Origin of the sequence: Corynebacterium nasorum (assembly GCF_022345765.1) — a bacterium.
In the GTDB taxonomy this organism is placed as follows: Bacteria; Actinomycetota; Actinomycetes; order Mycobacteriales; family Mycobacteriaceae; genus Corynebacterium; species Corynebacterium kefirresidentii.
Window position 1 is genome coordinate 176,764 of record NZ_JAKRDR010000001.1, and the last position, 25,947, is coordinate 202,710.

Here is a 25,947-nt window from a genome sequence, read left to right on the forward strand (position 1 = left end):
GCTAAGCGCTATAAGTCAAGGCGTAGACCGCGCCGATGGATATCTATTTTCAATTCGAAGAGGTAATAACAGAGTGTCCTCCGCTAAGAAGACAGCACAGGTTGTAGACGAGGTCGACGTAGCACTTATTGGTGCCGGCATCATGAGCGCCACCTTGGGCGCAATGCTCCGCGAGCTGGAGCCTAGCTGGACCCAGATGGTCTTTGAGCGTCTCGACGGCCCCGCATTGGAGTCCTCCTCCCCGTGGAATAACGCCGGTACCGGCCACTCCGCACTGTGCGAGCTGAACTACACCCCGGAGAAGAATGGTCGCATTGATATCTCCAAGGCTCTGGGGATTAATGAGAAGTTCCAGAAGTCTCGCCAGTTCTGGTCTCACCAGCTCAACAACGGTATTCTGACCGACCCGAGCGAATTTATTAACCCAGTTCCGCACGTGTCCTTCGCACAGGGCGAAATCCAGGTTGACTACCTTAAGCGTCGCTATGACGTTTTGAGCGAGAAGCACATGTTCCCAGGCATGCAGTTCTCCGCTGATGATTCTGTCTTTGCGGAGAAGCTGCCCCTGATGGCGCAGGGCCGTGATTTCTCCAATAAGGTAGCCATCTCCTGGACCGATGCCGGCACTGACGTTAACTTCGGCGCGCTGACCAAGCAGTTCCTGACCGCGGCTAAGGCCTCCGGCACCGAGATCCGCTACGGACATGAGGTCATCGACATCAAGCGCGATGGCTCTTCCTGGAAGGTCTATTCCAAGAACAAGCACACCGGTGACATCACGGTAGTCAAGGCTAAGTTCGTCTTCGTGGGTGCTGGCGGTTATGCCTTGGATCTGCTGCGCAAGGCCAAGGTGAAGGAAGTTGCCGGTTACGCAGGCTTCCCAGTATCCGGTCTGTGGCTGCGTTCCAAGAACCCGGAGCTTATCGAGCAGCACCAGGCGAAGGTCTACGGTAAGGCTGCTGTGGGCGCCCCGCCAATGTCCGTGCCTCACCTGGATACCCGTGTTATCGACGGCGAGAAGGGCCTGCTATTCGGCCCCTACGGCGGCTGGAGCCCGAAGTTCCTGAAGAAGGGCAGCTACCTGGACCTATTTAAGTCCATCCGCCCGGATAACATCACTTCTTACCTTGGCGTTGCCGTCCAGGAGTTCGGCCTGACCAAGTACTTGGTAGACGAGGTACGCAAGAACTTCTCCGACCGCGTGGAGACCCTGCGCGAGTACGTCCCGGAGGCAAAGGAAAGCGACTGGGAGACCGTCATCGCCGGCCAGCGCGTCCAGGTGATCAAGCCTGCAGGCGCCCCGCAGTTCGGCTCCCTCGAGTTCGGTACCACCCTGGTTAATAACCAGGAGGGCAATATCGCCGGCCTGCTCGGTGCATCCCCGGGCGCATCCATTACCCCGGCCGTCATGCTGGAGCTGTTGGAGCGTTGCTTCGGCGAGCACATGATTGATTGGGCGGACAAGATCCGCGAGATGGTTCCGTCTTATGGCATCAAGCTGCGCAACGATGAAAAGCTCTATGACGAGATGTGGGAGTACACCCAGAAGACCCTGAAGCTAGACCGCTAGAACCAGCTTCTTCCTAGACAACCCCTGTACCGCACCGAGACGGTACAGGGGTTTACTCGCTCTGGGAGAGGTGGGCAGGAGCTAGGTTCCGCAGTAGGTGAGGTATCCCTCCAGACCATTAGGATCCGGCGATTCGAATGAGGGGTTGGGCTCCCACGGGTGGGTGACCGCGTGGAGAAGCTCCTGATACGGGCCCAACTCCCCGCGTTCGGCAGCATCCAGCGCGGATTCTACGGCGAGGTTGCGCGGGATAACCCGCGGCATGGCGCTATCAACACGGGAAGGATCGGGAGAGGACGCAAGGTAGTCGTCCAAGAAGTCTCCCTCGGCAAAGAGCTTGCGGGCGTGGGAGGGGTGGCCCGCGGCGGCGTCGGCAAGAGCGCGGTGAGCCAGCGTGATATCTGGGCCGTTGAGCTGCATGGCAGCCGCATAAGAAGAAGCGACTTCTCGAGAGGTATCCAAAGCCTTTGCTAAATCTGCCCTGTGCTGGTCCACAAAGCGGTCGGTAAAGCCGTTGATGGATTCTTGGGCAAAGTCCATGGCCTTTTTCATGTCCATATCAAATAGCGGCAGGAGGGATTCCGCCAAACGGGCCAGGTTCCATCCCAGGATGGAAGGTTGATTGCCAAAGGCATAACGGCCTTGCCTATCGATGCTGGAAAAGACCGTCGCGGGCGAATAGGCCTCCATGAAGGCGCAGGGGCCATAGTCAATGGTTTCGCCAGAGATGGTGGTGTTATCCGTATTCATCACGCCGTGGATAAAGCCCAAGCGCATCCAGCGGGAGACGGTGCGGATCTGCGCATCCATCACCTGGGTGAAAAATTCCTGGTAGTCCGCGCCAGGGTAGTGGCGAGCAATGGCATAGTCGGCCAACTGCCGGGTGTAATCCGTCTGCGCGGCTAGGTGAAAGGTGCCGACGCGGATATGGCTGGCTGCCACGCGTACCACAATGCCGGCTGGCTGCACGTGCCCGCGCTGAATGGGCCGTCCGGTGGAGATAACCGCCAGCGCCCGGGTGGTGGGAACACCCAAGGCATGCATGGCTTCAGAAACAAGATATTCACGCAGCATGGAAGAAAGCGTTCCGCGGCCATCGGAGCCCGGGCGGGAAAAGGGAGTAAGTCCAGTTCCCTTGGCATGGAGATCCCAGAGCCGGCCGTCTTTTTCCACTTCTCCCAGTAGCATGGCGCGGCCGTCTCCCATCTGCGGATTAAACGCACCGAATTGGAAGCCAGAATAGGCCATGGCGTGTCCGCCCGCGCGACCCGTGAGGAACTCGATTCCCTCGGAGGAGCGCAGCCAGTCCGGGTCAAAGCCCAACTGCCTGGCCAGTTCCTCGTTTAGGATGACCATCTCTGGGTTCGGCTGCTCTTCGCCCTCGGTAGGGCGAACCAAGTGGGGAAGGCGTTGGGCAAAATCGTGGTGTAGCTGCATTTAAACCTCCAGTGTTCCGCGCACGCGAATATGGGCGCGCCCGCCTACCCAGATATCCGTGCCGTCATCGTTGATAAATACTTCGCCCGCTCGGCCTATCTGGCTGCCTTGTGTTGCGGTATAACGCGTTGGCACCAGGTTTCGCGAGCGCATAAACTGCGCGGCGCCGCCATTGAAAGAACCGGTGACTGGGTCTTCGAATTGCGTGGTAAAGGCCCGAACCTCATAGGCCGACTCGCCCTCTGCGGCGTTGGGATTAAGGCCCACTACGCCGACCTTGGGGCGCTCGCCATGGGGCTTAACCGCACGCACCGCCTCGGCATCGCGCAATTGGAGCAGGCGCCAGCCCGGGCCATTGTCCACCCAGCCATGGTCCACAATATCCGCGCTATCTAGCCCCAGTCCACCGCAGGCCTCCTTTAGATCCGCCGGGCTTAGCGGTTCTGCGCGGTGCAGCGGCGGGGTAGCAAAGGACAAGACTTCGCCCTCTTCGCGGACGGTTACCAAGCCCACGCCGCATTCTTGGACGATGGTTCCCTCTGTCTGCGAGTTATTGCCTAGCGCCCGCCACGCGGCAGCGCTGCCCAAGGTGGGGTGGCCGGCAAAATCAAACTCTTCGTACGGGGTGAAAATGCGCACGCGGTAGTCCGCGCGGGCGTCGTTAGGTTCGAGCAAAAAGGTAGTCTCAGAAAAGTTGGTCCAGTTCGCGATTGCTTGCATCTGCTCGGTACTTAGGCCGTCGGCGCTCGCAATCACCGCCAAGGCATTGCCATTAAAGGCACCCGTGGCAAAAACATCGACCTCAAAGAACTCGTGGTGCATGCCAGCCAGTCTAGTCAGCCCCAGGGATGAGGACTATGGCCTAGAGCCTGCGCTAGCCTAGAAAGCCATGAAGAAGCTATGGCCCGATGCACTTCGAGCGTGGGTAGGCCCACCGTGGAGAATTGTCATTCCACTGTTTTTCTGGGTTTCTTCGGTGCCAGCGGCAGAAGGCGCCATTGATAGATCCTCGCCTTTCCAGAAGTTGGTCCTCGTGCTTTATGCAGTCGGTATTCCACTAGCATTGTGGCTACACCCCAAGCTCAAGGAATACGCCATCGGCTTCATGGCAGTAACACTAACGGTGTGTATCTTTACCCCGCTGGCTGCCATGGGTAACGCTCACTTCTTCCCAGTGGCATACTGCGTATTTCTTATAGGCGCACATTCACCCAAGCGCTTACAACGGTTCTGGATAGGGTGGATTGCCTTAGGCACCTTGGCGGCCACTGCAGCGGACCTTTATGGGCGGAGACTCATAGATGGCATCGACTTTGGTCTGGAAGATGCCAGCATCGGCCCTCTGGCTGCTTTCGGCTCAGTCATTGCCATTGCGTGGCCGGTCATGGGATTTTTCTTCTTGCTTGGCACCAATGACCGCAAAAAGCGCGAGGACCAGCAACTGTTGAAAGAACGCGCGGAAATGGCCGGTGCGGTTGAGCGCAACCGCATTGCCCGCGAGATGCATGACATCGTGGCGCATAATTTAGCGGGCGTTATTGCTCTTGCCGACGGCGCCCGGTTCGCCGCTGCCAAAAATCCCGCAGCGGCCACAGAAGCCTTGGAAACCATCGCCTCTACCTCCCGCGATTCCCTCAAGCAGATGCGCGGTTTGCTCTCCGTGCTGCGAGATGGTGATTCCCGCGCCGATACCAAGGCACCCGGTGCCAGCGATATCGCAGGACTCATCTCGGAAGCCCGCCGCAGCGGCTTCGATATCACCGTGCACGGGCTGGAGGACCTGCCGACCGAAAGCGACGAACTCTACCAATTCACCGTCTACCGCGTGGTGCAAGAAATTTTGACCAATATGCTCAAGCATTCCCGCGATAAAAGCGGAGTGCTGCGCTTCCGCTCTATTGGAAACGGCCTAGTATTGAGTGCCGAAAATCCGGCCGCACGCATGCCGGATAATCACAAGCCCGGCTACGGACTTATTGGAATGAGCGAGCGTGTCAAGGCCTATGGCGGCAGCGTTGCTACCCGCACCGAGGACGGACACTTCTTTATTACCGTGGAGGTACCCAATGACTAACCCTGAGCAGCCAACAGGTGCGCCCGCTGGCCCCATCCGTATCGGCCTAGTCGATGATCAGCCCCTCGTGCGCGCCGGGTTCGCCATGCTTCTTGGCTCCCAAGAGGACTTAGAAGTTATCTGGCAAGCATCCGATGGCGATGAAGTCCTCGACCTCGCCCGCGCGCGACCTGCCGATATTGTGCTTATGGATGTACAGATGGCCCGCGTCAATGGCATCGCCGCCACAGAAAGGCTGCTGCCGGAATTCCCAGACACCCAGGTCATTATGCTAACCACCTTCGATGACCAGAATTTTGTCCACGGAGCAATTTCCGCTGGGGCCTCCGGTTTTCTGCTGAAAGATGTAGAACCCGAAGAGCTCCTTTCTGCCATTCGCACCGTGTATTCGGGAGAGGCTGTGCTCTCGCCGCGCATTACCGCCCAGGTGCTGCAACAACTGCGCAGCGAGCAGTCTGTAGCACAGCCCGATTCACATGCCACCCCCGTTGCGGCAGCAGCTACCGCCCCTCCGGCCGAAGATCTCACGCCACGCGAGCTGGACGTCCTCAAGCTGATGGCACTGGGGTATTCGAATACCGAAATCGCGGAGTGCGAGTTCGTGTCCATGGCCACGGTCAAGACCCACGTGCGCCATATTCTTACTAAGACCAGCTCGCGCGACCGTGTGCATGCCGTGCTCTACGCCCTAACTCATGGCGTGGTCTCGGTGGAGGAGCTGCTGTCTCATCCCTAGGTATGACCTGCTAAATCACTCCCGAGGATGGTTACTTCGTGCTGGTCAGGCGGCACGATGGGAACCATGCTCAAAGTTTCACACCTTTCTAAGAATTTCCGTTCCTTTAAAGCAGTAGATGACCTCTCCTTTGAGGTCCCAGACGGTCAAGTCACCGGCTTCCTCGGACCGAATGGTTCTGGCAAGTCCACCACCATGCGCATGTGCGTGGGGTTGGAGAATCCGACTTCCGGCACCGCGACTTTTGATGGCACGCCCTTCCGCGGGCTGTCCAATCCCGCTACCACGGTGGGCACCTTGTTGGACGCCAACTGGTTCCACCCGGGCCGCAGCGCCCGTGCTCACCTGGGCTACATGGCCGCGTTGCAGGGCGTGTCCATGAACCACGTGGATGACACCCTGGACCGCGTCGGCCTTACCCAGGTAGCCACCAAGCGCGTGGGCGGCTATTCGCTAGGCATGAAGCAGCGCCTGGGCCTTGCTTGTGCGCTCATCGGCGAGCCGAAGCACTTGCTTCTTGACGAACCTGTCAACGGCCTCGACCCCGAAGGCGTGCACTGGATGCGTGCCCGCATCCGCGAATTCGCCGAGGCCGGCTGCTCCGTGTTGGTTTCCTCCCACCTGCTTTCGGAGATGCAGCTCACCGCAGACCGCCTCGTGGTCATCGGCAAGGGCAAGTTGCTGGGCGAGGGCACCGTGGAGGAGTTTGTCAATGGCACGGGAGGCGCAAGCCTCGAAGTGATTGTGGACCAGCCCGATGCACTCCTGCGGCTGTTGCACGGCACCGATGCGGAGACCTCCTTTGACGGGGAAGTCCTGCGCGTGCGCGGTCTCGAAGGCTCCGACATCGGCCGCATCTGTCTGGATAACCGCATTCTCATCTCCAGCTTGGAACGCAAGCAGCCCTCCCTGGAAGAGGCCTACCTCGGCGCGACAGCCGACCACGTGGCCTACCGCTCTGCATAGTTTTTCACCTGCACAACACGCTCCATCTGCAAAGGATAGATTCACATGAACGCTCTGATTTCTGAATCCCGGAAACTATTTTCGCTCCGCTCTACTTGGATATACCTCGCCGTAGTTTCAGCTGGCATGGCTGCCGGCGCTGTCTTGTTGGCTTGGGCGAATGACTTCAATGGTACGGTCGACGGCAAGTTCGAGGCTGTCGATGTGTCTATTTCCGGTTCACTCGCCATTGTCGTGATGGTGTTTGCTGCTGCCATGATGGTAGGCGGCGACCAAAGTAAAGGAACAGTTTCATGGTCATACCTCTCATCAAATCGCCGCGTAGGTATAGTGCTGAGCCAATTTTTCATCATCACCTTTTCGCTACTGCTCGCGGCCACACTGGGCATGGTGGTAGCCACGCTGTTGATTACTGCCTTCGGAGGTGATTTCAATTTTGACAGCTTTATGCATTGGCCGGATAACAATGGGTTCATCCTTGCCTACGTTGAGTGGACTGTCTTTATCCTGTTAGCTACCAGCTTGGCCTACCTTTTGCGCAGTGGTGCATTCGCAGCGATGATTCTCGTGGCAGAGTATTTCGTCATTGAAACCGCCCTCGATGCCGTTAGCGCTCCTTGGGCTAAGGCTATCCTCCGCGTGCTACCTGATGCCAACGCTTGGGGGCTAGTAATGGGCGCCAACCGCAGTGGTGATGAGCAATCTCGAGCTGTCGCCGCTGTCGTTCTAATCGTGATGATCGTGCTCACCGTTGGTGGGTCCTGTGCGGTGGCGCGTCGTCGCTCTGTTGCGAAATAGGTACTAGGCGTTACTACCCTAGTGGGCATGAGTGATGCACTATTTTCCCGCATAGAACCCATCCAAACCATGCGGGATGGCACGGTCAAGCAGGTCAACCCGTTCTCCGGGACCGAGGTGTGGACCGTGCCAGGGCGTGGTAACCGCCCGCTGTCTGTACCAGTAGCTAACCTGCAGCCACTGCAAGAGGAAGACTTTAGCCATCGCTGCGCCTTTTGCTCTGGGCGCTTGACCGATACCCCGCCGGAAAAGGCACGCATTCTGCCTTCCGGCGGGATTGTGCGTGGATTGCCCTTGCAGGAATACGATCATACAGTGCCGGCCTTTCGGCGCATCCCCAATCTGTTTGAAATCGTCTCTTATGACTATTGGCATGCCAATTACGGCTTTGAGATGGATGACGAAACCCGCCAGCGCATGGACAACTACCTTAGCGATCCGGCCGGCCGGGAACATGTGCTCAAGATAGTGCGCACGAAGCGCAAAGCAGCGCACTTGCCTGAGACAAGCGAAGAAGAACTGGTGGACCAGGCTGCTGGATTCTTCGCCGGCGGTCACGACGTCATCGTGGCTGGCCGCCATTTTGAGCGCGGCGCACAGGATGACTCGCAGTTGGCATCTTCGGGCACGCTAAGCGCTGAAGAACACCTGCTCTTTATGCAGCTGACTATCGACGCCATGCGGGATCTCTACGAGCGCAACCGCTACGCCCCGTACGTGGTGGCTTTCCAAAACTGGTTGCAGCCAGCCGGTGCTTCCTTCGAGCACCTGCACAAGCAGCTCGTTGCTATTGATGATCGCGGTATGGCTTCTCACCGAGAGGTCCAGATGCTGCGCAGCAATATGAACATGTACAACGAGTGGGCGGTGGATTATGCCGCTAGCCGCAATCTCGTCATCGCGGAAAACGACCATGCTGTCCTCTTCGCCGGCTTCGGACACCGTTATCCCACATTGGAGGTGTACTCCAAGTCCGCAACCTGCGAGCCGTGGCTGCAGTCGGAAGAAGAAATTCGTGCCATGAGCGATCTAGTCCACGCTGCCCACGCCGCAGTAGGCCGCGAGGTACCCTGCAATGAGGAATGGCACCACAAGCCCGCCGACGTCGATGTTGCCCAACCATGGCGCATTCTTATCAAGTTACGTATTTCTACGCTCGCTGGATTCGAAGGCGGTACCAAGATCTACCTCAACACCATTTCGCCCTGGGACCTGCGCGATAGGGTAGTAGGCCAGCTTTACCCCCTGCGCGAATCCGGACATGTTTCCGGCTCAATACGCGTGGCGACGGAGTGCTCGGTGCAACGCAATAGCCTGCTATATAACCCGCAGCTGCGCTAAACAGACCGCGCTGGGCAAACGGTGGTCGGCTCAGCGCCTGACCAGGAGCGTGAGCTCGCACGAACCCGGCCGCGGTTCTTCAACGGTCATACCTGCGGCGCGCGCGATAGCAGCAACGTCGGCGGCGCTATAGGCATCGGCAGGAGAGAGCGCTAGCTCGCGGGCGAGGAGGCCCTTGTAGTGCTTATTAAAGTGGCTGACTACCTTGCGCGAGCCATCTTCTTGCACGCTTTCTACCCGCACCGTTACCGCGTCTTTCACCCGGCCCAATTGTTGGTACGTACCCGAGCGCAGATCAACAATAAGCTCGTCTACCCCCTCGAGAGTCTGCGTAATCTGCTTGCCCCAGTGCGATTTCATGGTGCGGCCGTTAAGTTTTGTCCCGCCCGAAAGCCGGTAATGGGGGATGGGATCGCTGGCGCGGAGGATGCCAAAAAGGGCGTCGCCAATGGCAAGGCGATCCCATGTGGGGAGGGTGGGAGCGTCTAGGGCATCAAAAAGCACGCCGGTATAACGCAACACGGCCGGCATGGTGGGGGTGGTAAAAAGACCCTGGTTGGACTCGGCTTCACCGCGCAGCTTTTCTGAGAGTTTCAGCACCTTCATTGCCTCATCTACCGAAAGAGACTGCAGCTCAGCTGCAATTTCGCGCCGGGTTTCGTTTAGTCCCGGAAAGGAAAGCTGCGCGAAATCAAGCGCGTGTCCTGTGCCGCCGTGGTCCTTAGTTTCTGAAGGAGGGAGGATAATGAGCATATATACACAGTAGCGGGGTATATTTTTGACCATGATTACCCGCCTTTCTGAACTATTTCTCCGAACCCTTCGTGAGGACCCGGCTGATGCCGAGGTCCCCAGCCACAAGCTGCTCGTACGCGCCGGCTATGTCCGCCGCGTTGCGCCGGGCGTTTATACCTGGCTGCCGTTGGGCCTGCGCACGCTGCGCAAGATTGAAGACGTAGTCCGTCAGGAAATGGATGCTATTGGCGGTCAGGAAATGCTTTTTCCTGCTTTGTTGCCGCGCGAGCCTTATGAAAAGACCAACCGTTGGGTTGAATACGGCGATAATCTCTTCCGCCTGAAGGACCGCAAGAACGCAGACATGCTACTCGGCCCTACCCACGAGGAGATGTTTGCCAGCGCCGTAAAGGACATGTACTCCTCTTATAAGGATTTTCCGGTTACGCTGTATCAGATTCAGACCAAGTATCGCGATGAGGAACGCCCCCGCGCCGGTGTGCTGCGCGGCCGCGAGTTCACCATGAAGGACTCATACTCCTTCGACATGACCGATGAAGGATTGGATGAGTCCTATGGCCGCCACCGGAAGGCGTATCAAAATATTTTCAACCGTCTAGAGATTGATTACGCCATTTGTAAGGCCACCTCTGGCGCGATGGGTGGTTCTGCCTCGGAGGAGTTCCTCGCCGTCTCTGAAGTCGGTGAAGATACCTTCGTGCGCTCTACTGAAGGCGATTATGCTGCCAACGTGGAAGCCGTAGTTACCCCAGCACCTGCGGAGAAGGACATCGAGGGCCAGCCAGAGGCGCAGGAATACGACACCCCGAATGCAGAGAGCATTGATTCACTCGTTTCCTGGGCAAAGCAAGCAGGCATTACTATCGACGGCCGCGAGGCAACGGCCGCAGACACCCTCAAATGCATGATGGTAAAGCTCTTCCACCCAGCTGCTGAGAGCGAAAAGCGCGAGTCCGAGTTGGCCGCCGTGCTCATCCCGGGCGATCGTGAACTGGATGAAAAGCGCCTCGAGGCTGCACTCGAGCCGGTGGAGTTTGAATTGGCCGGGGACAAGGACTTTGCTGACAATGACTTCCTAGTCAAGGGCTATGTTGGACCGCGCGTATTGAACGCCAATGACATTAAAGTCTTGGCCGATCCGCGCGTGGTCAAGGGCACAGCGTGGATTACCGGCGCTGACGCAAGCGAGCGCCACGTGGTTGGTTGCGTGGCTGGCCGCGATTTCACCGTGGATGAGTTCATTGAGGCCGCAGAGGTCAAGGAAGGCGATCTTGCCCCGGATAACCAGGGCACGTTGACCTTGGAGCGCGGCATCGAGCTGGGCCACATCTTCCAGCTGGGCCGCAAATACACCGAGGCCTTCGACGTCCAGATTTTGGATGAAAACGGCAAGCGTGCGGTTCCCACCATGGGGTCTTATGGCATCGGCATCACTCGTATGCTGGCTGTGCTAGCCGAGCAGCGCCATGATGACAAGGGCCTTAACTGGCCGGTAGCTGTCGCGCCGTACCAGGTCCATGTGGCAGTGGCTAATAAGGACGCCGCAGCCATGGAGGCCGGCGACACATTGGTGGAAGAGCTGTCCGCCAAGGGGATCGAGGTGCTTTTTGATGACCGCCCGAAGGTCTCCCCAGGCGTGAAGTTCAAGGATGCAGAGCTGCTAGGCATGCCATTTGTGGCAGTCCTGGGCCGTGCCTTCAAGGAAGGCAAGATAGAGCTGCGCATCCGCGGCGGAGAGACCCTAGAGGTCCCAGCGGAGGAAATCGTGGACAAGATTCTTGAGCTGGTTCGCGGTTAGAGAAGCGCGCAATGATTCGCGTCGGGGTACCGTGGAAGGCATGAATTTCCAAAAGAATGGACTTTCCACGGTGCTTTCCGCCATGGGCGTATTGCACTTTGTGAAGGCGCAAACTTTCGAATCCATCGTTCCGCCGCAGCTGCCCGGCCCCGCACGGTTTTATAACTTTGCTTCTGGTCTCTGGGAGATAGTCACTGGCGCGTTGCTGCGGCGCCGCGCTACCCGTGGGTTCGGCGGTGCTTCTGCGCTTGCGCTCTTTGCCGCTGTATGGCCAGCCAATATGTACCACGCCTGGATTGAGCGCAAGGCAGGATGGCCGAAAAAGTTCTACCACATCATCCGTCAGCCGCTGCAGGTGCTGCTTATGATGTATGCCTGGAATATCGCCAAGCATGAGGCTTAAAGGAATTGACATTGCTGCGCGCTAGCTAGGTAGACGCAGCAGAAAAGCCGGCCCCGTCCTCAACCCCGCGGAAACGCCGCAGGGTGGGGAGGGGCCGGCTTTCTCTTTCGTGCCGGAGCCTATGATTTAGCCGGCAACTGGGCCGCCGCAGTTAGGCCATGCGCCAGCGCCCTGGGCGGCCAAAACGTTTTCGGCCACGGCAATCTGCTGCTCTCGCGTTGCCTGGTCAGCGGTTGCAGCGTACTGGGTGCCGCCATTGGCAGCCCAGGTTTGCGCGTTGAACTGCAGGCCACCCTGGTAACCGTTTCCGGTATTGATATGCCAGTCACCGCCGGACTCGCAGGCAGCAACCTGATCCCAAGCGCTAGCCGGTGCGGCAGTAGCGGCAGGGGCGGCAAGGCCAGCAAGGCCCAGTGCGGCGGCGGATACAGTCAAAATGGTCTTCTTAGAACGCATTGAGAGGAAACTCCTTCTCTTTGTGTCTTTTAGGCTCGCGGTATCTCCTGCAAGCTCATGGTGCACCAACCTACGCACACTTGTAGAGCAGAAGCAATGCATAGCGTCGTAGAGCTCGCTACATTTTCACTGTCCGGCGTTCAGGGGATTGACAGACAGGCGTCGCGTTCTAGCGCATGCCGTGGGATTCGGCCGCGATGCCGATAAGCCAGGTGATCCAGTCTTGATCTGGTGATTCTTCTTGCGCCGCCTGCGCAGCGGCGGCGGACCATTTCCGGCCGTCCTGTTCGGCGAGGCCGCCTAAAAAGTTCAGCGCAGATGCGGAATCATGGGGAAGTTCTTGGTCGCCGGAAGAATAAGCCGGCTCGGGTTGCGGCACGGTGCCATACCGGCCTAAGGCCTCCTGCAGGGCATCGATGCGGCGGTGGTGGACCTCTAGGCGGTGGTCCACGTTGCCCTCGTGCTCTGCGCCGACGTAGGCTCGGGCGAAATCCAGCGCATAAACCTGCTCATACTCCCAGGCAAGGAGATCGGCAGCACTTTTTTGCTCTGGTTGGGAAAGTTCTGGGATAGCGGGAGCATCGCCTGGCAGCCAAGCATTGAGCGCGATGGCTTGCTCGGTCACCAGGGTGCGCGATTCAACGGTGACTTCATCGGCTGCCGCTGTCGTAGCAGAGGCGGCATTTTCCATAACCTCGGAAGAATCCGCGGCGCGGTTAGCTTTAGTGGGGCGCTCTACCTCACACGAGCGTGGGGGATTGCCGGCATCGTCGGTACCGCAGAGGCGCGTAATTTCGGCATAGAGGGCATCGGCCTGGGAACTGCGGATCTCCGCGGCGTGATCGTCGACGCCGTTTAAAGCAAGGGCGTCGGTTGCGGCGGCGTCGGCAAGCGCGAGCAGCCTATTTTCCGGCCGGGGGCCGAAATAGTCGACGACGGAATCAACCGCCTGGCACCCGGTTAAGGCGGGCAGGGTGGCGGTTGTGGCTACGAGAATCAAAGCTATACGTCGGCGGTTCACGCAAAAGACTGTACCCGGTAGCACGTAGGCTAGTGGGCATGGCTTTCCCAGATGCACAACAATTGACCGAACTCTTGCAGCCAAAGCTAGCTGAGCGGGGATTGGATGTAGAAGACATTAAGACCACCAAGGCGGGGAAGAAATCCCAGGTGGTTATCCGTATTGATGGTGATAAGCGCCCTAGCTCGGACGTGCTGGAGGAAGTATCTAATGAGATTTCTGCTTTCTTTGACGCCAAGGAAGAAGCAGGCGAGCTCAATTTCGGTGCCGGCTACACCCTGGAGGTTTCCACCCCCGGAGTGGATTTGCCGTTGACCGCCCCACGCCACTGGCGCCGCAATCGGGGGCGCAAGGTTTCCTTCGACCTTGGCGATGGCAAGTCTCAGACAGCTCGCATTGGCGCGCTTAACGACGCCGCCGATGCCGTAATCCTCATCACGGCAAATAAAAAGGACGTGCAGACGCGCGCAGAGCGATTGGAAAACATTGCCCGGGCAGTGGTAGAAATTGAATTTGCGCAGCCGTCCGAACAGGAAATAGAGGCAGTGCACAAGACGTTTGAAGAAGCCGAGAATTAACCGGCAACCGAGAGGAATGACAAGTGAATATTGATCTGCAGGCACTTCGCACCATCGAATCCGAACGCAACGTCCCGGTAAAGGACTTGCTGGAAGCGATTGCGGGTGCCTTGTTGTATTCCTACCTGGATTACCGCGAGTCTAATGCTGGCGGCAAGGTGGAAGGCGCCAAGTCCCGCGTCGATATCGATACCACCACTGGTGCAGTCAGCGTCATCGTCTCGGAGCGCGACCCGGAAACTGGGGAAGTAACCACCGAATACGATGACACCCCAGAGAACTTTGGCCGCGTAGGCGCACAGGCCGTGCGCGAGGCCATCTTGCGTAAGTTGCGCGAGGCGGAGGCAGAGCGCACCTATGATTCCTACTCGGGGCTTACCGGCCGCGTGGTCAGTGGCATCGTCCAGCGCGATGCCCGCGCTAATGCCCGCGGCATCGTGGTGGTCCAGTTGGGCTCTGAGCTGGAATCTCAGGACGGCATTCTACTGCCTGCCGAGCAGATTCCCGGTGAAAAGCTGGAGCACGGTGACCGCATTAAGGCCTACGTTGTCGGCGTGAATCGCAATGGTGCCCAGGTGCAGATCAACCTCTCGCGTACCCACCCTGAATTGGTGCGTGGCCTTTTCGAGCTGGAAGTTCCAGAGGTTGCCGATGAAACCGTAGAAATGATTGCTATCGCCCGCGAGGCGGGTCACCGCTCCAAGGTGGCGGTTGTGGGCCACGCGAAGGGCCTGAACGCGAAGGGCGCTTGCATCGGGCCCCGCGGCCAGCGCGTCAACAACATCATGCGTCAGCTCGGCGGTGAGAAGATTGACATCATTGACTTCAGTGAGGACCCCACGGTCTATGTGGGCAATGCGCTAGCCCCCTCAAAGGTGGTTAAGGTCACCGTCGTGGACAACGAGGCACAGGTCGCCCGTGTGGTAGTGCCGGATTACCAGCTCTCCCTGGCCATTGGTAAAGAGGGGCAAAATGCCCGACTAGCTGCTCGTTTGACCGGTTGGAAGATTGATATTCACTCGGACGCTGACGCTAATTAAGGATCTGCGCGGTTGTAGCGTAGTCTAGTAAATGGCCCAGTTGCAGAATGGGGCATAGTGGCGACGCGAAAAGTAAGGAGTTGAATGTCTGAGAGGCTAAGACTCCGGACCTGCATCGCTACTCGCCGCCGCCTGCCAGATACGGACTTGCTACGAGTGGTTATCGACCGAGATGATCCGCATGGCCGCCGTCTGGTAGCAGATCCCCACCGCCGGCTTCCCGGTCGTGGGGCGTGGATTAGCCCCACCCTTTCTGCACTCGAGCTGGCGGAGCGCAAACGTGCTTTCAAGCGCGCGCTTCGCACGTCCGCACCCGTGGACACAGGTCAGGTACGTCAATACTTGGAAGCGCAGAGCGGACAAGTAACTAAGGCGGAAGACACCGCGTTAGATTCGTACAAACCAGAGTTACAAAGGAAGACCGAACACTGATGAGCGCACAACGATGAAGCATCAGCGATGAACGTCCAACAAACCTAACTAGGGGTCAGGCCAGTTTCCGTGGCCTTGGCTCCTAGTCGATACCAAGAGGAGACAAGTGCCCGGAAAGCTACGTGTTCACGAGCTAGCAAAGCAGCTCGGAGTAACCAGCAAGGAACTGCTCGCCACCCTGAAAGAACAGGGTGAGTTTGTAAAGACTGCTTCTTCCACCATCGAACCGCCGGTGGTTAAGAAGATGCGAGCTCATTATGAAGCACAGTCCGGTGGCGATGAGTCCGCCGAGAAGAAGCAAGACAAAAAGCCTGCCAAGGGTGCTGCTAAGAGCACTGCCAAGGCAAGTGCTCCTAAGCCAGGGGCGCAGTCCGCTGCGGCCAAGCCCGGGGCAAAGGCTGCCGCACCGAAGCCAGGCGCACAGGCTCCGAAGCCGGGGGCCAAGCCTGCCGCACCAAAGCCAGGCCAGGGCGCTCCTAAGCCCGGCGCACAGTCGGCTGCACCGAAGCCCGGGGCAAAGGCTGCTGCACCGAAGCCGGGGGCCAAGCCTGCCGCACCAAAGCCAGGCCAGGGCGCACCTAAGCCCGGCCAGGCTGGTGGCAAGAAGTCGGGCGAGCGCCCGACCCCAGGCAATTCCATGCCTCGCCCGATGTCGAAGCCAGGCGGTACCCGCCGCGTAGCCAATAACCCGTTCTCCACGGGCGGCGGCGATAGCCGGCCGGGCCCACGTCCAGGCGGCTCTAAGGGCCCGCGTGGCGGCAATAAGCCAGATAACCGCGGCAAGCGCGGCGGCCAAAACGAGGGCGGAAATAACCGCCAGGGCGGCAATAGCCAGGGTGGCGGCGGTCGCCGTCCATCCCCAGCCATGATGCCTTCCCATCCAAACCCTGCATCGATGCCGTCTAAGGCACCGAGCGGTGGTGGACGCGGTGGCCGTGGCCGTGGTGGTCACGGAGGTCCAGGCGGCGGTCGGCCAGGTGGCGGCCGTCCAGGCGGTTTCCGTGGCGGCGGACGCGGCGGACGTCGCGGTGGCACCGCAGGTGCATTCGGCCGTCCAGGTGGCGCTCCACGCAAGGGCAAGAAGTCTAAGCGTCAGAAGCGTCATGAGTACGAAGAGCAGCAGAAGCATGTCGTAGGCGGCGTGCGCTTGCCAGATGGCAAGGGCAAGACCGTCCGCCTGCGTCGTGGCGCTTCCCTTTCGGACTTCGCTGAGAAGATCGGTGCGGATCCAGCAGCACTGGTGCAGGCGCTGTTTAACCTTGGCGAAATGGTGACGGCGACCGCTTCGGTATCGGAAGATACGCTGCAGCTGCTCGGCTCTGAGATTAACTACAACGTCGAGGTCGTCTCCCCTGAGGATGAGGACCGCGAGCTCCTCGAGTCCTTCGACCTGCAGTTCGGTGAGGACGAAGGCGGCGAGGAAGCGCTGGAGAATCGTCCTCCAGTCGTCTCCGTCATGGGTCACGTTGACCACGGTAAGACCCGCCTGCTGGACGCCATCCGCAAGACCAACGAGGGCGCCCGCGAGGAAGGCGGCATCACCCAGGGCATTGGTGCATACCAGACCACGGTAGACGTGGACGGCGAACGCACCATTACCTTCCTGGATACCCCGGGTCACGAGGCCTTTACCGCCATGCGTGCTCGTGGTGCTAAGTCCACCGACTTGGCTATCCTCGTGGTTGCTGCCGATGACGGCGTCATGCCACAGACCGTGGAGGCCATCAACCACGCCAAGGCTGCGGATATTCCGGTAGTCGTGGCAGTCAACAAGGTGGATAAGCCGGAAGCGCAGCCGGATAAGATCCGTGGCCAGCTCACCGAATACGGCTTGGTTCCGGAGGAATACGGTGGCGACACCATGTTCGTGGACATCTCCGCGAAGCAGGGTAAGAACATCGATCAGCTGCTCGAGTCCGTCATCCTGACCGCGGATGCGGCCTTGGAGCTGACCGCTAACCCAGATATGGACGCACAGGGTGTGGCAATTGAGGCACACCTCGACCGCGGCCGTGGTCCGGTTGCTACCGTCATTGTCCAGCGCGGTACCTTGCACGTGGGCGATTCCATCGTCGTGGGCGATGCACACGGCCGTGTGCGCCGCATGCTCGATGAATTCGGCGGCGACGTCGAAGAGGCCGGTCCATCCCGCCCGGTTCAGGTCCAAGGCCTGTCTGGTGTGCCTGGCGCTGGCGATAACCTGCTCGTGGTGGAAGACGACCGCGTTGCCCGCCAGATTGCCAATCAGCGTGACGCCCGCAAGCGCTCTGCCCTGCAGGCCAAGCAGCGCAAGCGCGTCTCCTTGGAGGATCTGGACAAGGTATTGCAGGAGACTTCGACCCTCAACCTCATCCTCAAGGGCGACAATGCCGGTTCCGTCGAGGCACTGGAAGACGCCCTGCTGGATATCAAGACCGAGGACGAAGTCGAGCTCAACATCATCGACCGTGGTGTGGGCGCTGTGACCGAGACCAACGTCTCCCTGGCTGCGGCTTCCGACGCCGTTATCATTGCCTTCAACACTCGTGCGGAAGGCAAGGCGACGGAGATGGCCACCCAAGAGGGCGTGGATATTCGTTACTACACGATCATCTACAAGGCCATCGAAGAGGTCGAGGCTGCGCTTAAGGGCATGCTCAAGCCGATTTACGAGGAACGCGACACCGGTGCGGCCGAGATCCGTGCCCTGTTTAAGTCCTCCGCAGTGGGTACCATCGCCGGCTGCATGGTCACCGAGGGCAAGGTTGTCCGCAACGGCAAGGTTCGCTTGCTGCGCGATAACAACGTCATCACTGCCGACGCCAAGATTGAGTCCCTGCGTCACGAGAAGGACGACGCAACCGAGATCAAGGCCGGCTATGAGTGCGGTATGGTGCTCTCTTACCCGGATATCCAGGTAGGCGACATCATCCAGGCCTACGAAGAGGTCGAGGTTCCGCGCGACTAAATGACGCCGCCGCAAGGCCCACTTCTACACTTACCGTCTCTCCACTGAATGTGCTTCCAGCACACAGGTGGGGAGGATTGGGGAGAGTGGAAGTGGGCCTTTTGCTTTAGCAGCTTGTTTATAGCGATGATTTTGCATGGCCCACTTCGTACCTGTGCAAGCGGTACGGGTTTTCATTGTCCGGTATTGCGCACTAAACTGGTGGTTTCTATACCGGTTGGCGGTAATTTTAAAGATGGATTCTTTTTGAGCTGGGAGGTTCACATGGTTGATCACGCACGCGCAGCGCGTATGGCCAAGCGCATTCAGGAAATCGTGGCAAGCGCCATCGAACGCCAGATTAAGGATCGCCGCCTTGAGCTGGTGACCATCACGGATACTCGAGTCACAGGCGACCTGCACGATGCCACCGTTTTTTATACCGTGCGCGGAAAAGACATTGACTCCGAGCCGGATTTCCAGCAAGCAGAAGAAGCTCTCAAGCGCGCTAAGGGGCAGCTGCGCAAGATTGTAGGAGATCAACTCTCCGTGCGCTTTACCCCGACGCTGACCTTCGAGGTCGATACCGTCCCAGAAGCTTCAGCTCATATGGAAGAACTATTAGCTCGTGCCCGTGCCCGCGACGAGGAGTTGGCGAAGCTGAAGGAAAACGCCCAGCCCGCAGGGGACGCAAACCCATATAAGACCTCCGATGAAGACGAGGCTTAAGTGACTAAAAAGCAATACCAGCCGGCCGTTGCTGCCCTGCAGGATGCCCACAGCATCTGCATTGTCACGCATCTGCGGCCGGACGCCGATGCTATCGGTTCTGCTGCGGCGTTGCTGCTCGCGTTGCGGCAACAGGGCAAAGACGTGTGCGCCGTCGTGGGCCAAGATCGGGAAATCTCCCGGAACTTATACACCATTCCCGGTGCCGAGGACGTCATCGTCAGCCGCGAACTGCCCGACGGCTACGACCTTTATGTCACCGTTGATTGTGGTTCCTTGGACCGGACGGGATTTTTTGCAGACCACATTGAGCAGCTAGCCCAGCAGGGCTGGGTTCTGTGCATTGACCACCATTCTTCTAACCCAGGATTCGGTGCCATCAATGTGGTGGATACCGAATGTGAATCCACCACCGTGGTCTTGCTGAGCATTTTGGATTCTCTAGAAATTCAAGTTGACCGCCATATCGCGCACTGCCTTTATGCTGGTTTGATGACTGATACCGGCAGCTTCCGCTGGGGTAGGCCGGCAATGCATGATATTGCCACCCGCCTTATGCATTACGATCTCGATACCAAGCAGATCGCCGCTGACCTCTTGGATTCCATCACACCGGACGATCTACAGATGATTGGTAGGGTACTGGCTGGTCTGCGTATTGAGGAAGCAGGGGAGCACACCCTAGGCATCCTTGTCGCGCGAAGGGATGATATCCACGGCCACTCAGATTCGGCCGTGGAGTCACTGGTGGAATTCGTCCGTGCGCTAGAAGGAACCACCATAGGCGTGGTGTTTAAAGAGCAGGCTCCGGAGGTATGGGCGGTATCCTTGCGTTCCTCTCGGATTGATTGCTCCTCCGTTGCGCTTAACTTTGGCGGCGGCGGGCATGTTCCAGCCGCAGGGTATACCGCTCACGGAGCTCCAGAAGAAATCATTAAGGAATTGGTGGCCGCTATTCAATGAGTACAGGGCAGACGGATGGATTGAACACCCAGGATCGCTCCACCGCCGGCACAGTAACCGCACGCGAGGTCTTTGGCCTCGCGTTTCCTGCGCTTGGCGTGCTAGCGGCGATGCCGCTCTATCTTCTGTTGGATACTGCGGTGGTCGGCCGCCTTGGCGCGCAAGAGCTAGCTTCTCTGGCCGCAGCGACCACGATTCACTCCGTGGTGACTACGCAGTTGACATTTTTGTCCTACGGCACGACCGCTCGCTCTGCTCGCCTCTTTGGCTCCGGAAAACGCGAGGCTGCGGTTGCTGAGGGCGTACAAGCTACCTATGTGGCCTTGGGAGTAGGCGGGCTTCTCGCGGTTATCATGTGGATTTTCGGCGGCGTATTTGCTCGTGCTTTAACTGGTGATCCCGCCACGGCTGCCGGAACGGCGTTGTGGCTGCGCATCGCGGCACTTGCCATTCCCGTTACATTGGTGGAAATGGCTGGCAACGGGTGGATGCGCGGAGTCCAAGATACAAAGAAACCGCTGTATTTCACCTTGGCTGGCATGATTCCCGGCGCGATTGCAGTGCCCATCTTTGTCCATTTCTGGGGGCTGGCCGGCTCCGCTATAGCCACGGTACTGGGCATGAGCATTATTGCTGCGCTATTTGTCCGCGAATTACACAAGGAACATACCGGCTCTTGGCACATTCAATGGCATGTAATACGGGAGCAGTTGATTTTGGGCCGCGATCTTATTCTGCGCTCGGCTAGCTTCCAGGTGGCCTTCCTCACCGCCACGGCCGTGGTCTCCCGGGTGGGTACCGCTTCTCTGGCCGGTCACCAGATCATGATGCAGTTGTGGAACTTTATGTCCCTCATCTTGGATTCTTTGGCCATTGCCGCACAATCTTTGACGGGAGCGGCCCTAGGCGCTGGCTCTGCTAAGCATGCACGCGGTGTAGGCAGCAAGGTCGTGTTGTACTCTACGATTTTTTCAGGACTGCTGGCCGCCGTTTTTGCTGCCGGCGCGGGAATCATTCCGCGCATTTTCACCTCCGCCCCGGAGGTACTCGATGCCATTGGCCAGCCGTGGTGGATCTTGGTAGCCATGGTCATTGGCGGCGGCGTAGTCTTCGCGCTCGATGGTGTCCTGCTGGGCGCCGGCGATGCTGCGTTCTTGCGCACTTTGACCATTTCTTCGGTCTTGGTGGGATTTTTGCCAGGCGTCATCTTGGCGCATTTTATGGGCACAGGGTTGACTGGCGTGTGGTGCGGCCTTGCTGCATTCATTGCTTTCCGTATGGTGGGCGTGGTCTTCCGGTTCCGATCCATGAAATGGGCCGTAGTACAAGAGAACTAGCTGCGCTAAAGTGGGCGTATTGATATTCGCGGGTGATGCACGTCTCCGTGCAGTGCGCAGTTGTTTAGAAGGCAGGTAGAACCTATGCCAACAGTGTGGGCGGTTTCTGACCTGCATGGTGCGGTAAGCGCCAATAGTGAGCGCATTGCCCAGCTCACGCCGCCAGATCCCGCGGATTGGCTCATCGTGGCCGGAGACGTAGCAGAGCGTACCGAGCTCATCATTCGTATTCTGCGCCAGCTCAAAGACCGCTATGCCAGAGTCATCTGGGTGCCAGGCAATCATGAACTTTTCTCGCGCTCACAAGAGCAATATCAAGGCCGAGACAAATACACGCACCTGGTAGATAGGTGTAGGGAAATCGGAGTTATCACTCCCGAAGACCCATATCCGGTATTCCACGGGACTACTATCGTGCCGCTTTTTACGTTGTATGACTATAGCTTCCGTCCACATGGTCTTAGCGTGGACCAAGCTATTGCAGCGGCACGTGCAAAGCAACTGATGATGACGGATGAGTTCGCCATTGCCCCCTTTGTAGACATTCGGGCGTGGTGCTGGGATAGATTGGCCTATTCCATTAAACGTCTTTCCCGCGTGAATGGTCCTACGGTGCTGGTCAACCATTGGCCGTTGGTGCAAGAGCCGACGATGCTGTTGCGCTTTCCCGAGATTGCCTTATGGTGCGGAACGCGGCATACACGGTCGTGGCCGCGCCGCTATAACGCCGAATCCGTAATCTATGGACACTTGCACATGCCCTCCCGCATCAATGTGGACGGCGTGGACCACATAGAGACATCGTTGGGGTATCCCCGAGAGTGGCAGGGCCGCGAGACCGCCCAGGCGTGGCCCTATCCGGTACTGCGTTCCTTTGCGGAGGAGGGAACACCATGATGTATCCAGAGCTATTTCCTGACAGTGCGCGATATTGCTATGTGCGCACGGATTCGAGTTACGCGGATTTGGCGAACTTTGAAGACCTTGCGGCTGAAGAAAAGTCTCTCGTTTCTCGGGCGGTTGATGCGCGCAAGGCCGAGTTCGGCGATGCTAGGTGGTGCGCGCACCGAGCCTTGCAGGAATTGGGTGCTAACCCGGCGACGCCGATTTTGCGCGGCGAGCGGGGCATGCCGCTATGGCCAGAAGGCTTTATCGGATCGATGACGCATACTGAGGGAATGCGGGCCGCGGTGGTTGCTCCAACCTCCGCCCTAAAATCTGTGGGCTTGGACGCAGAACCCGCCGAGCCGCTGCCGGATCATGTTCTTGCCATGATTGCCCGAGCCGGGGAGATGCCGCAGCTTTTGCGGCTAAGTAAGGCGGGGATTAACTGCCCAGACCGATTGCTCTTTTGCGCCAAGGAAGCCACGTATAAATCGTGGTTTCCCATGACCTTCCGCTGGCTCGACTTTGATCAAGCTGAAATTGATCTGCGCGAGGATGGCACGCTCATTTCCTATATTTTGGCCCGGCCCACTCCGGTGCCGTTTATCACTGGGCGCTGGGTGATTCGAGATGGCTACGTCATCGTGTCCACATCGGTTCCGGCCCTAGACTTTAGCCATTAAAGGGTAGAGGGCCGTGCGACAAACACGGTGGCTAGGCGCTTGCCCTTTTCCTTGATGAGCGCGACCGCCTGACCATTGGGAGCCACGGCAGCATGCACGCCTTTAAGCCCGCGGGGTTCGAGCCATTTGCCCATAGCTAGAGCCGCCGCCTCATCCGCGGTGACGGATAGAACCGGGAAGCAGCGAGCCAAGGCTTCGTCCAAGCTCAAGGAAAGGCGCGGGGAATCGGCAAGGTCGTCGAGCGAGTGGGCGTCGGCAAGCGTAAAAGGGCCCACCTTTGTGCGGCGCAAAGCAGTAAGGTGCCCGCCTACCTGAAGGGCCTCGCCCAAATCACGGGCCAGGGAGCGGATATAGGTGCCAGAGGAGCAATCTACCGTGACATCTAAGTCGATATAGTCGCCCTCGCGGCGCTGTGCGAGAACGTCGAATGTATCCACCGTTACCGGACGCGCGGGAATGTCTACCTCGTGGCCCTCGCGTACGAGCTCATGGGCGCGGCGGCCATTAATCTTAATGGCTGATACGGCCGCGGGCTTTTGCATGATATCGCCAGTGAGCTTGGTAATTTCAGCGTCAATTGCAGGGCGGTCAACGCCTGCAGCGCTAGCGCCCCAGGAGTATTCCCCCTCGGCATCATCGGTGGTGGTGGCGGCGCCGAGCCGGATGGTGGCGTCGTAGGACTTAGTGGAGGCAACCATGTGGGCCAAGAATTTGGTGCCCCGCTCCAGGCCAAGGACAAGCACGCCGGTGGCCATGGGATCCAAGGTGCCGGCATGGCCCACCTTTTTGGTGTGAAAATACCTGCGTAGGCGGCCGACAACATCGTGGGAGGTCATACCGGCGGGTTTGTCTACGATGACGAGTCCGGAGTTTGCGAGCGCATCAGTCATAGCCTCTAAGTCTATGCTCTACGATGGTCTGCGTGGATATTTGGTATGGAATCGATGACATCCCTGCGGAATTAGGCCCAACGTCAGTAACAATCGGCGTTTTTGACGGCCTACACCGCGGGCATCAGCAGCTTATCTCCGCCTGTGTGGAGCACGCTCGCGTCAGTGGTGAACGCGCTGTCATGGTGACCTTTGACCCGCACCCGGTGTCGGTATTCTTGCCGGAGCGTGCCCCACTGGCGGTGCTCAGCTTTGAGCGCCGGCTGGAATTGGCCGAGGAGCTAGGCATTGAAGCCGTGCTTGTCATCGACTTCACCAAAGACCTAGCCGGCGTGGAGCCGCAGCCCTACGTGGAGGAACTGTTGGTAGGAAAACTCAATGCGCAGCACATAGTGGTGGGGGAGAACTTCACCTTTGGCGCGGGTGCCACCGGAACCGCCCGGGCCATGCAAGATTTTGGTGCCGAGTTTGGCTTTAGCGTGGATATCGTCCCGTTGCTGGATGATGCGGGCGTGCGTATTTGTTCTACCCATATTCGCGAGTGTCTTGCAAACGGGGACATTGAATCCGCTAATTGGGCGCTCGGCCGCCATTTCACCGTGACTGGGCCCGTGGTACGCGGCGCGGGTCGGGGAGGAAAGGAACTGGGTTTTCCTACGGCCAATCAGTACTTCCCGGATACGGTGGCCATCCCGGCCGATGGTGTTTACGCAGGGTGGTTTATTGTCCACTCTGACGCTTCCATAGACGGCGACATGCGCCCTGGCGTGGCCTACGCGGCTGCTATTTCCGTGGGCACCAACCCCACTTTTGGTGACGAGGATCGCTCTATCGAGTCCTTCGTGCTCGACCGCGATGCGGATCTGTATGGATATGAGGCCACGGTGCATTTCGTCGGTCACCTTCGCGATATGGTGAAGTTCAGTTCCGTGGATGAGCTGCTAGAAGCCATGGCCAATGACGTAGCCAAGGCGCGCCAGGTGCTTGCCGCCGATGCTAAGGCACAAGGCTGGACTGCCAAAGACTATTTCCTACGGGAGAAATAAATGAAGGCCATTCTCGATCTCGATACCGGCATTGATGATGCCTTGGCGCTGGCGTATGCCATAGCCCATCCAGACTTTGAATTAATCGGTGTGACCTGTACGTACGGCAACGTGACTGTGCCATTGGCCGTGCGCAATACACTTGCCCTCCTGGAGCTGCTGGGCAAAGGTGATATTCCGGTTTTTGCCGGCCCCAGCCCGGATGGCTTTCGGCCGAGCGATATTTCCTCCTTTATCCATGGCCGCAACGGCGTAGGCGAGGTCCTCCTGCCGCCGGCAACCGCGCAGGTCCAGTCTCAACCCGCGGCAGAATTCCTCATCCAAGCAGTCCACGAGCATGGCGCTGATTTGGTCATCATTCCTACCGGCCCCTCCACCACGATTGCTGCTGCAATGCGCCAAGACCCCAGTTTTGCCGCGAACGCGCACCTAGTGATGATGGGCGGGGCGCTCACAGTACCTGGAAATGTCACCCCGTGGTCTGAGGCTAATATTTCCCAGGATCCGGAGGCTACCGATTACCTATTCCGCCATGCCGGCGATATCACCATGGTGGGCCTGGATGTTACCTTACGCACGTTGTTGACTGCGGAGGAATCCGCTCGTTGGCGCGCTTCGGGTACCCGTGCCGGCCGCATCTTCGCGGATATGGTCGATTATTATATTGGTGCCTATGCCACTACGTCGCCGTATTTGGGCGGTTGCGGCCTGCACGATCCACTGGCCGTGGCGGTGGCGGCAGATGCCTCGCTTGTCGACGTCCTTTCGATAAACCTCAAGACCGATACCACCGGCCCTACCCGCGGTAGGACAATCGCAGACGAAACCCGGCTTTCGACACCGGCAACCGCGAAAGTAGCTGTGGGTGTAGATAGCGCGCGCTTTGTGCGGGAGTTTGTAGAACTACTGGAAACCCTCTTTAGCGAGCTCTAGCAGGCCAGACTTAAGGGCCAGGGAGTTTTGATTTTCTGTGTCCGAACGCTGTAAGGTGTTTCCTTGGCTTAGCGACTGCGGTTCACAGCAGTTGCGGCACGTACAAGTCCCGCGCACCGCGCAGGCTTATGCGTCACGATAATGTGGAC

General features: G+C 58.6%; 25 protein-coding genes. 19 read left to right on the top strand and 6 right to left on the bottom strand.

Annotated features, from left to right (window positions below; genetic code table 11):
- The first annotated feature begins 73 nt into the window (after window positions 1-73).
- On the top strand, window positions 74-1,570 hold the full coding sequence (mqo, locus tag MHK04_RS00830; RefSeq protein WP_023021318.1) for a malate dehydrogenase (quinone): 1,497 nt from the start codon (window positions 74-76) through the stop codon (window positions 1,568-1,570).
- A gap of 81 nt (window positions 1,571-1,651) precedes the next feature.
- Here mqo and MHK04_RS00835 read toward each other — a convergent pair whose 3' ends face one another.
- Together MHK04_RS00835 and MHK04_RS00840 are read right to left on the bottom strand one after the other, a co-directional pair.
- Window positions 1,652-3,007, bottom strand: coding sequence for a protein adenylyltransferase SelO (locus MHK04_RS00835; protein ID WP_239207580.1), 1,356 nt, complete (start codon window positions 3,005-3,007; stop codon window positions 1,652-1,654).
- The gene (locus MHK04_RS00840) at window positions 3,008-3,829 is read right to left on the bottom strand and encodes a PhzF family protein (RefSeq protein ID WP_239207581.1); all 822 of its coding nucleotides are present in this window, start codon (window positions 3,827-3,829) and stop codon (window positions 3,008-3,010) included. It lies immediately after the preceding gene.
- 67 nt (window positions 3,830-3,896) lie between these two features.
- On the opposite strand from MHK04_RS00840, the gene MHK04_RS00845 reads away from it, so the two are divergent.
- From MHK04_RS00845 to MHK04_RS00865, 5 genes are all read left to right on the top strand, one after another.
- Entirely contained in the window at window positions 3,897-5,081 is a 1,185-nt protein-coding gene (locus MHK04_RS00845; protein WP_239207582.1) for a sensor histidine kinase, read from the top strand.
- Window positions 5,074-5,817, top strand: coding sequence for a response regulator (locus MHK04_RS00850; protein ID WP_239207583.1), 744 nt, complete (start codon window positions 5,074-5,076; stop codon window positions 5,815-5,817). Before MHK04_RS00845 ends, MHK04_RS00850 begins: the two co-directional genes overlap by 8 nt.
- Before the next feature lie 66 nt (window positions 5,818-5,883).
- Window positions 5,884-6,783 (top strand): ABC transporter ATP-binding protein, encoded by a 900-nt coding sequence (locus MHK04_RS00855; protein ID WP_208612429.1) that lies wholly within the window; start codon window positions 5,884-5,886, stop codon window positions 6,781-6,783.
- Between the two features lie 45 nt (window positions 6,784-6,828).
- Window positions 6,829-7,581, top strand: coding sequence for an ABC transporter permease (locus MHK04_RS00860; protein WP_023021324.1), 753 nt, complete (start codon window positions 6,829-6,831; stop codon window positions 7,579-7,581).
- Window positions 7,582-7,608: 27 nt separating this feature from the next.
- Complete coding sequence (locus MHK04_RS00865) at window positions 7,609-8,922, top strand: DUF4921 family protein (RefSeq protein ID WP_239207584.1); 1,314 nt, start codon at window positions 7,609-7,611, stop codon at window positions 8,920-8,922.
- A gap of 30 nt (window positions 8,923-8,952) precedes the next feature.
- Here the strand turns inward: MHK04_RS00865 and yaaA are convergent, their stop codons facing one another.
- Window positions 8,953-9,675, bottom strand: a complete 723-nt coding sequence (yaaA, locus tag MHK04_RS00870) for a peroxide stress protein YaaA (RefSeq protein WP_239207585.1) — start codon at window positions 9,673-9,675, stop codon at window positions 8,953-8,955.
- 31 nt (window positions 9,676-9,706) lie between these two features.
- On the opposite strand from yaaA, the gene MHK04_RS00875 reads away from it, so the two are divergent.
- A complete protein-coding gene (locus MHK04_RS00875; RefSeq protein ID WP_239207586.1) occupies window positions 9,707-11,476 on the top strand; it encodes a proline--tRNA ligase in 1,770 nt (589 codons plus the stop codon).
- Window positions 11,477-11,516: 40 nt separating this feature from the next.
- Window positions 11,517-11,879, top strand: coding sequence for a DoxX family protein (locus MHK04_RS00880; protein ID WP_239207587.1), 363 nt, complete (start codon window positions 11,517-11,519; stop codon window positions 11,877-11,879).
- A gap of 126 nt (window positions 11,880-12,005) precedes the next feature.
- Here MHK04_RS00880 and MHK04_RS00885 read toward each other — a convergent pair whose 3' ends face one another.
- Window positions 12,006-12,335 (bottom strand): transglycosylase family protein, encoded by a 330-nt coding sequence (locus tag MHK04_RS00885; RefSeq protein WP_239207588.1) that lies wholly within the window; start codon window positions 12,333-12,335, stop codon window positions 12,006-12,008.
- Between the two features lie 169 nt (window positions 12,336-12,504).
- The gene (locus tag MHK04_RS00890) at window positions 12,505-13,356 is read right to left on the bottom strand and encodes a DUF4439 domain-containing protein (protein ID WP_239207589.1); all 852 of its coding nucleotides are present in this window, start codon (window positions 13,354-13,356) and stop codon (window positions 12,505-12,507) included.
- 38 nt (window positions 13,357-13,394) lie between these two features.
- On the opposite strand from MHK04_RS00890, the gene rimP reads away from it, so the two are divergent.
- The 9 genes from rimP to MHK04_RS00935 all read left to right on the top strand — a co-directional run bounded on the left by rimP (window position 13,395) and on the right by MHK04_RS00935 (window position 22,929).
- The gene (rimP, locus tag MHK04_RS00895; RefSeq protein WP_239207590.1) at window positions 13,395-13,934 is read left to right on the top strand and encodes a ribosome maturation factor RimP; all 540 of its coding nucleotides are present in this window, start codon (window positions 13,395-13,397) and stop codon (window positions 13,932-13,934) included.
- Between the two features lie 23 nt (window positions 13,935-13,957).
- Window positions 13,958-14,974 carry a transcription termination factor NusA gene (gene nusA / locus MHK04_RS00900; RefSeq protein ID WP_023021332.1) on the top strand — a complete coding sequence of 339 codons (1,017 nt, stop codon included), beginning with the start codon at window positions 13,958-13,960 and terminating at the stop codon, window positions 14,972-14,974.
- Window positions 14,975-15,058: 84 nt separating this feature from the next.
- Window positions 15,059-15,406, top strand: a complete 348-nt coding sequence (locus tag MHK04_RS00905; RefSeq protein ID WP_086587497.1) for a YlxR family protein — start codon at window positions 15,059-15,061, stop codon at window positions 15,404-15,406.
- Window positions 15,407-15,512: 106 nt separating this feature from the next.
- Window positions 15,513-18,353, top strand: coding sequence for a translation initiation factor IF-2 (gene infB / locus MHK04_RS00910; RefSeq protein ID WP_239207591.1), 2,841 nt, complete (start codon window positions 15,513-15,515; stop codon window positions 18,351-18,353).
- Window positions 18,354-18,617: 264 nt separating this feature from the next.
- Window positions 18,618-19,061, top strand: coding sequence for a 30S ribosome-binding factor RbfA (gene rbfA / locus MHK04_RS00915; RefSeq protein WP_023021335.1), 444 nt, complete (start codon window positions 18,618-18,620; stop codon window positions 19,059-19,061).
- Window positions 19,062-20,024: a DHH family phosphoesterase gene (locus MHK04_RS00920; protein WP_239207592.1), complete on the top strand. Its 963-nt coding sequence runs from the start codon at window positions 19,062-19,064 to the stop codon at window positions 20,022-20,024.
- Window positions 20,021-21,361, top strand: coding sequence for an MATE family efflux transporter (locus MHK04_RS00925; RefSeq protein ID WP_239207593.1), 1,341 nt, complete (start codon window positions 20,021-20,023; stop codon window positions 21,359-21,361). The genes MHK04_RS00920 and MHK04_RS00925 overlap by 4 nt, the downstream gene beginning before the upstream one ends.
- A gap of 84 nt (window positions 21,362-21,445) precedes the next feature.
- Window positions 21,446-22,258, top strand: coding sequence for a metallophosphoesterase family protein (locus MHK04_RS00930; protein WP_239207594.1), 813 nt, complete (start codon window positions 21,446-21,448; stop codon window positions 22,256-22,258).
- Window positions 22,255-22,929, top strand: a complete 675-nt coding sequence (locus MHK04_RS00935; protein ID WP_239207595.1) for a 4'-phosphopantetheinyl transferase family protein — start codon at window positions 22,255-22,257, stop codon at window positions 22,927-22,929. Before MHK04_RS00930 ends, MHK04_RS00935 begins: the two co-directional genes overlap by 4 nt.
- Here MHK04_RS00935 and truB read toward each other — a convergent pair.
- Window positions 22,926-23,819, bottom strand: a complete 894-nt coding sequence (truB, locus tag MHK04_RS00940; protein WP_239207596.1) for a tRNA pseudouridine(55) synthase TruB — start codon at window positions 23,817-23,819, stop codon at window positions 22,926-22,928. The genes MHK04_RS00935 and truB overlap by 4 nt on opposite strands.
- 23 nt (window positions 23,820-23,842) lie before the next feature.
- Here truB and MHK04_RS00945 point away from each other — a divergent pair, with 23 nt between their 5' ends.
- Both MHK04_RS00945 and MHK04_RS00950 read left to right on the top strand, forming a co-directional pair.
- Complete coding sequence (locus MHK04_RS00945; protein WP_239207597.1) at window positions 23,843-24,865, top strand: bifunctional riboflavin kinase/FAD synthetase; 1,023 nt, start codon at window positions 23,843-23,845, stop codon at window positions 24,863-24,865.
- The gene (locus MHK04_RS00950) at window positions 24,866-25,798 is read left to right on the top strand and encodes a nucleoside hydrolase (RefSeq protein ID WP_239207598.1); all 933 of its coding nucleotides are present in this window, start codon (window positions 24,866-24,868) and stop codon (window positions 25,796-25,798) included.
- Window positions 25,799-25,947 lie beyond the last annotated feature (149 nt).

Excerpts from the sequence above, each read along its gene's own strand:
- MHK04_RS00835 (WP_239207580.1), bottom strand. The coding sequence starts at position 3,007 with ATGCAGCTACACCACGATTTTGCCCAACGCCTTCCCCACTTGGTTCGC.
- MHK04_RS00840 (WP_239207581.1), bottom strand. The coding sequence starts at position 3,829 with ATGCACCACGAGTTCTTTGAGGTCGATGTTTTTGCCACGGGTGCCTTT.
- MHK04_RS00845 (WP_239207582.1), top strand. The coding sequence starts at position 3,897 with ATGAAGAAGCTATGGCCCGATGCACTTCGAGCGTGGGTAGGCCCACCG.
- MHK04_RS00850 (WP_239207583.1), top strand. The coding sequence starts at position 5,074 with ATGACTAACCCTGAGCAGCCAACAGGTGCGCCCGCTGGCCCCATCCGT.
- MHK04_RS00855 (WP_208612429.1), top strand. The coding sequence starts at position 5,884 with ATGCTCAAAGTTTCACACCTTTCTAAGAATTTCCGTTCCTTTAAAGCA.
- MHK04_RS00860 (WP_023021324.1), top strand. The coding sequence starts at position 6,829 with ATGAACGCTCTGATTTCTGAATCCCGGAAACTATTTTCGCTCCGCTCT.
- MHK04_RS00865 (WP_239207584.1), top strand. The coding sequence starts at position 7,609 with ATGAGTGATGCACTATTTTCCCGCATAGAACCCATCCAAACCATGCGG.
- yaaA (WP_239207585.1), bottom strand. The coding sequence starts at position 9,675 with ATGCTCATTATCCTCCCTCCTTCAGAAACTAAGGACCACGGCGGCACA.
- MHK04_RS00875 (WP_239207586.1), top strand. The coding sequence starts at position 9,707 with ATGATTACCCGCCTTTCTGAACTATTTCTCCGAACCCTTCGTGAGGAC.
- MHK04_RS00880 (WP_239207587.1), top strand. The coding sequence starts at position 11,517 with ATGAATTTCCAAAAGAATGGACTTTCCACGGTGCTTTCCGCCATGGGC.
- MHK04_RS00885 (WP_239207588.1), bottom strand. The coding sequence starts at position 12,335 with ATGCGTTCTAAGAAGACCATTTTGACTGTATCCGCCGCCGCACTGGGC.
- rimP (WP_239207590.1), top strand. The coding sequence starts at position 13,395 with ATGGCTTTCCCAGATGCACAACAATTGACCGAACTCTTGCAGCCAAAG.
- MHK04_RS00905 (WP_086587497.1), top strand. The coding sequence starts at position 15,059 with ATGTCTGAGAGGCTAAGACTCCGGACCTGCATCGCTACTCGCCGCCGC.
- rbfA (WP_023021335.1), top strand. The coding sequence starts at position 18,618 with ATGGTTGATCACGCACGCGCAGCGCGTATGGCCAAGCGCATTCAGGAA.
- MHK04_RS00925 (WP_239207593.1), top strand. The coding sequence starts at position 20,021 with ATGAGTACAGGGCAGACGGATGGATTGAACACCCAGGATCGCTCCACC.
- MHK04_RS00930 (WP_239207594.1), top strand. The coding sequence starts at position 21,446 with ATGCCAACAGTGTGGGCGGTTTCTGACCTGCATGGTGCGGTAAGCGCC.
- MHK04_RS00935 (WP_239207595.1), top strand. The coding sequence starts at position 22,255 with ATGATGTATCCAGAGCTATTTCCTGACAGTGCGCGATATTGCTATGTG.
- truB (WP_239207596.1), bottom strand. The coding sequence starts at position 23,819 with ATGACTGATGCGCTCGCAAACTCCGGACTCGTCATCGTAGACAAACCC.
- MHK04_RS00945 (WP_239207597.1), top strand. The coding sequence starts at position 23,843 with ATGGTCTGCGTGGATATTTGGTATGGAATCGATGACATCCCTGCGGAA.
- MHK04_RS00950 (WP_239207598.1), top strand. The coding sequence starts at position 24,866 with ATGAAGGCCATTCTCGATCTCGATACCGGCATTGATGATGCCTTGGCG.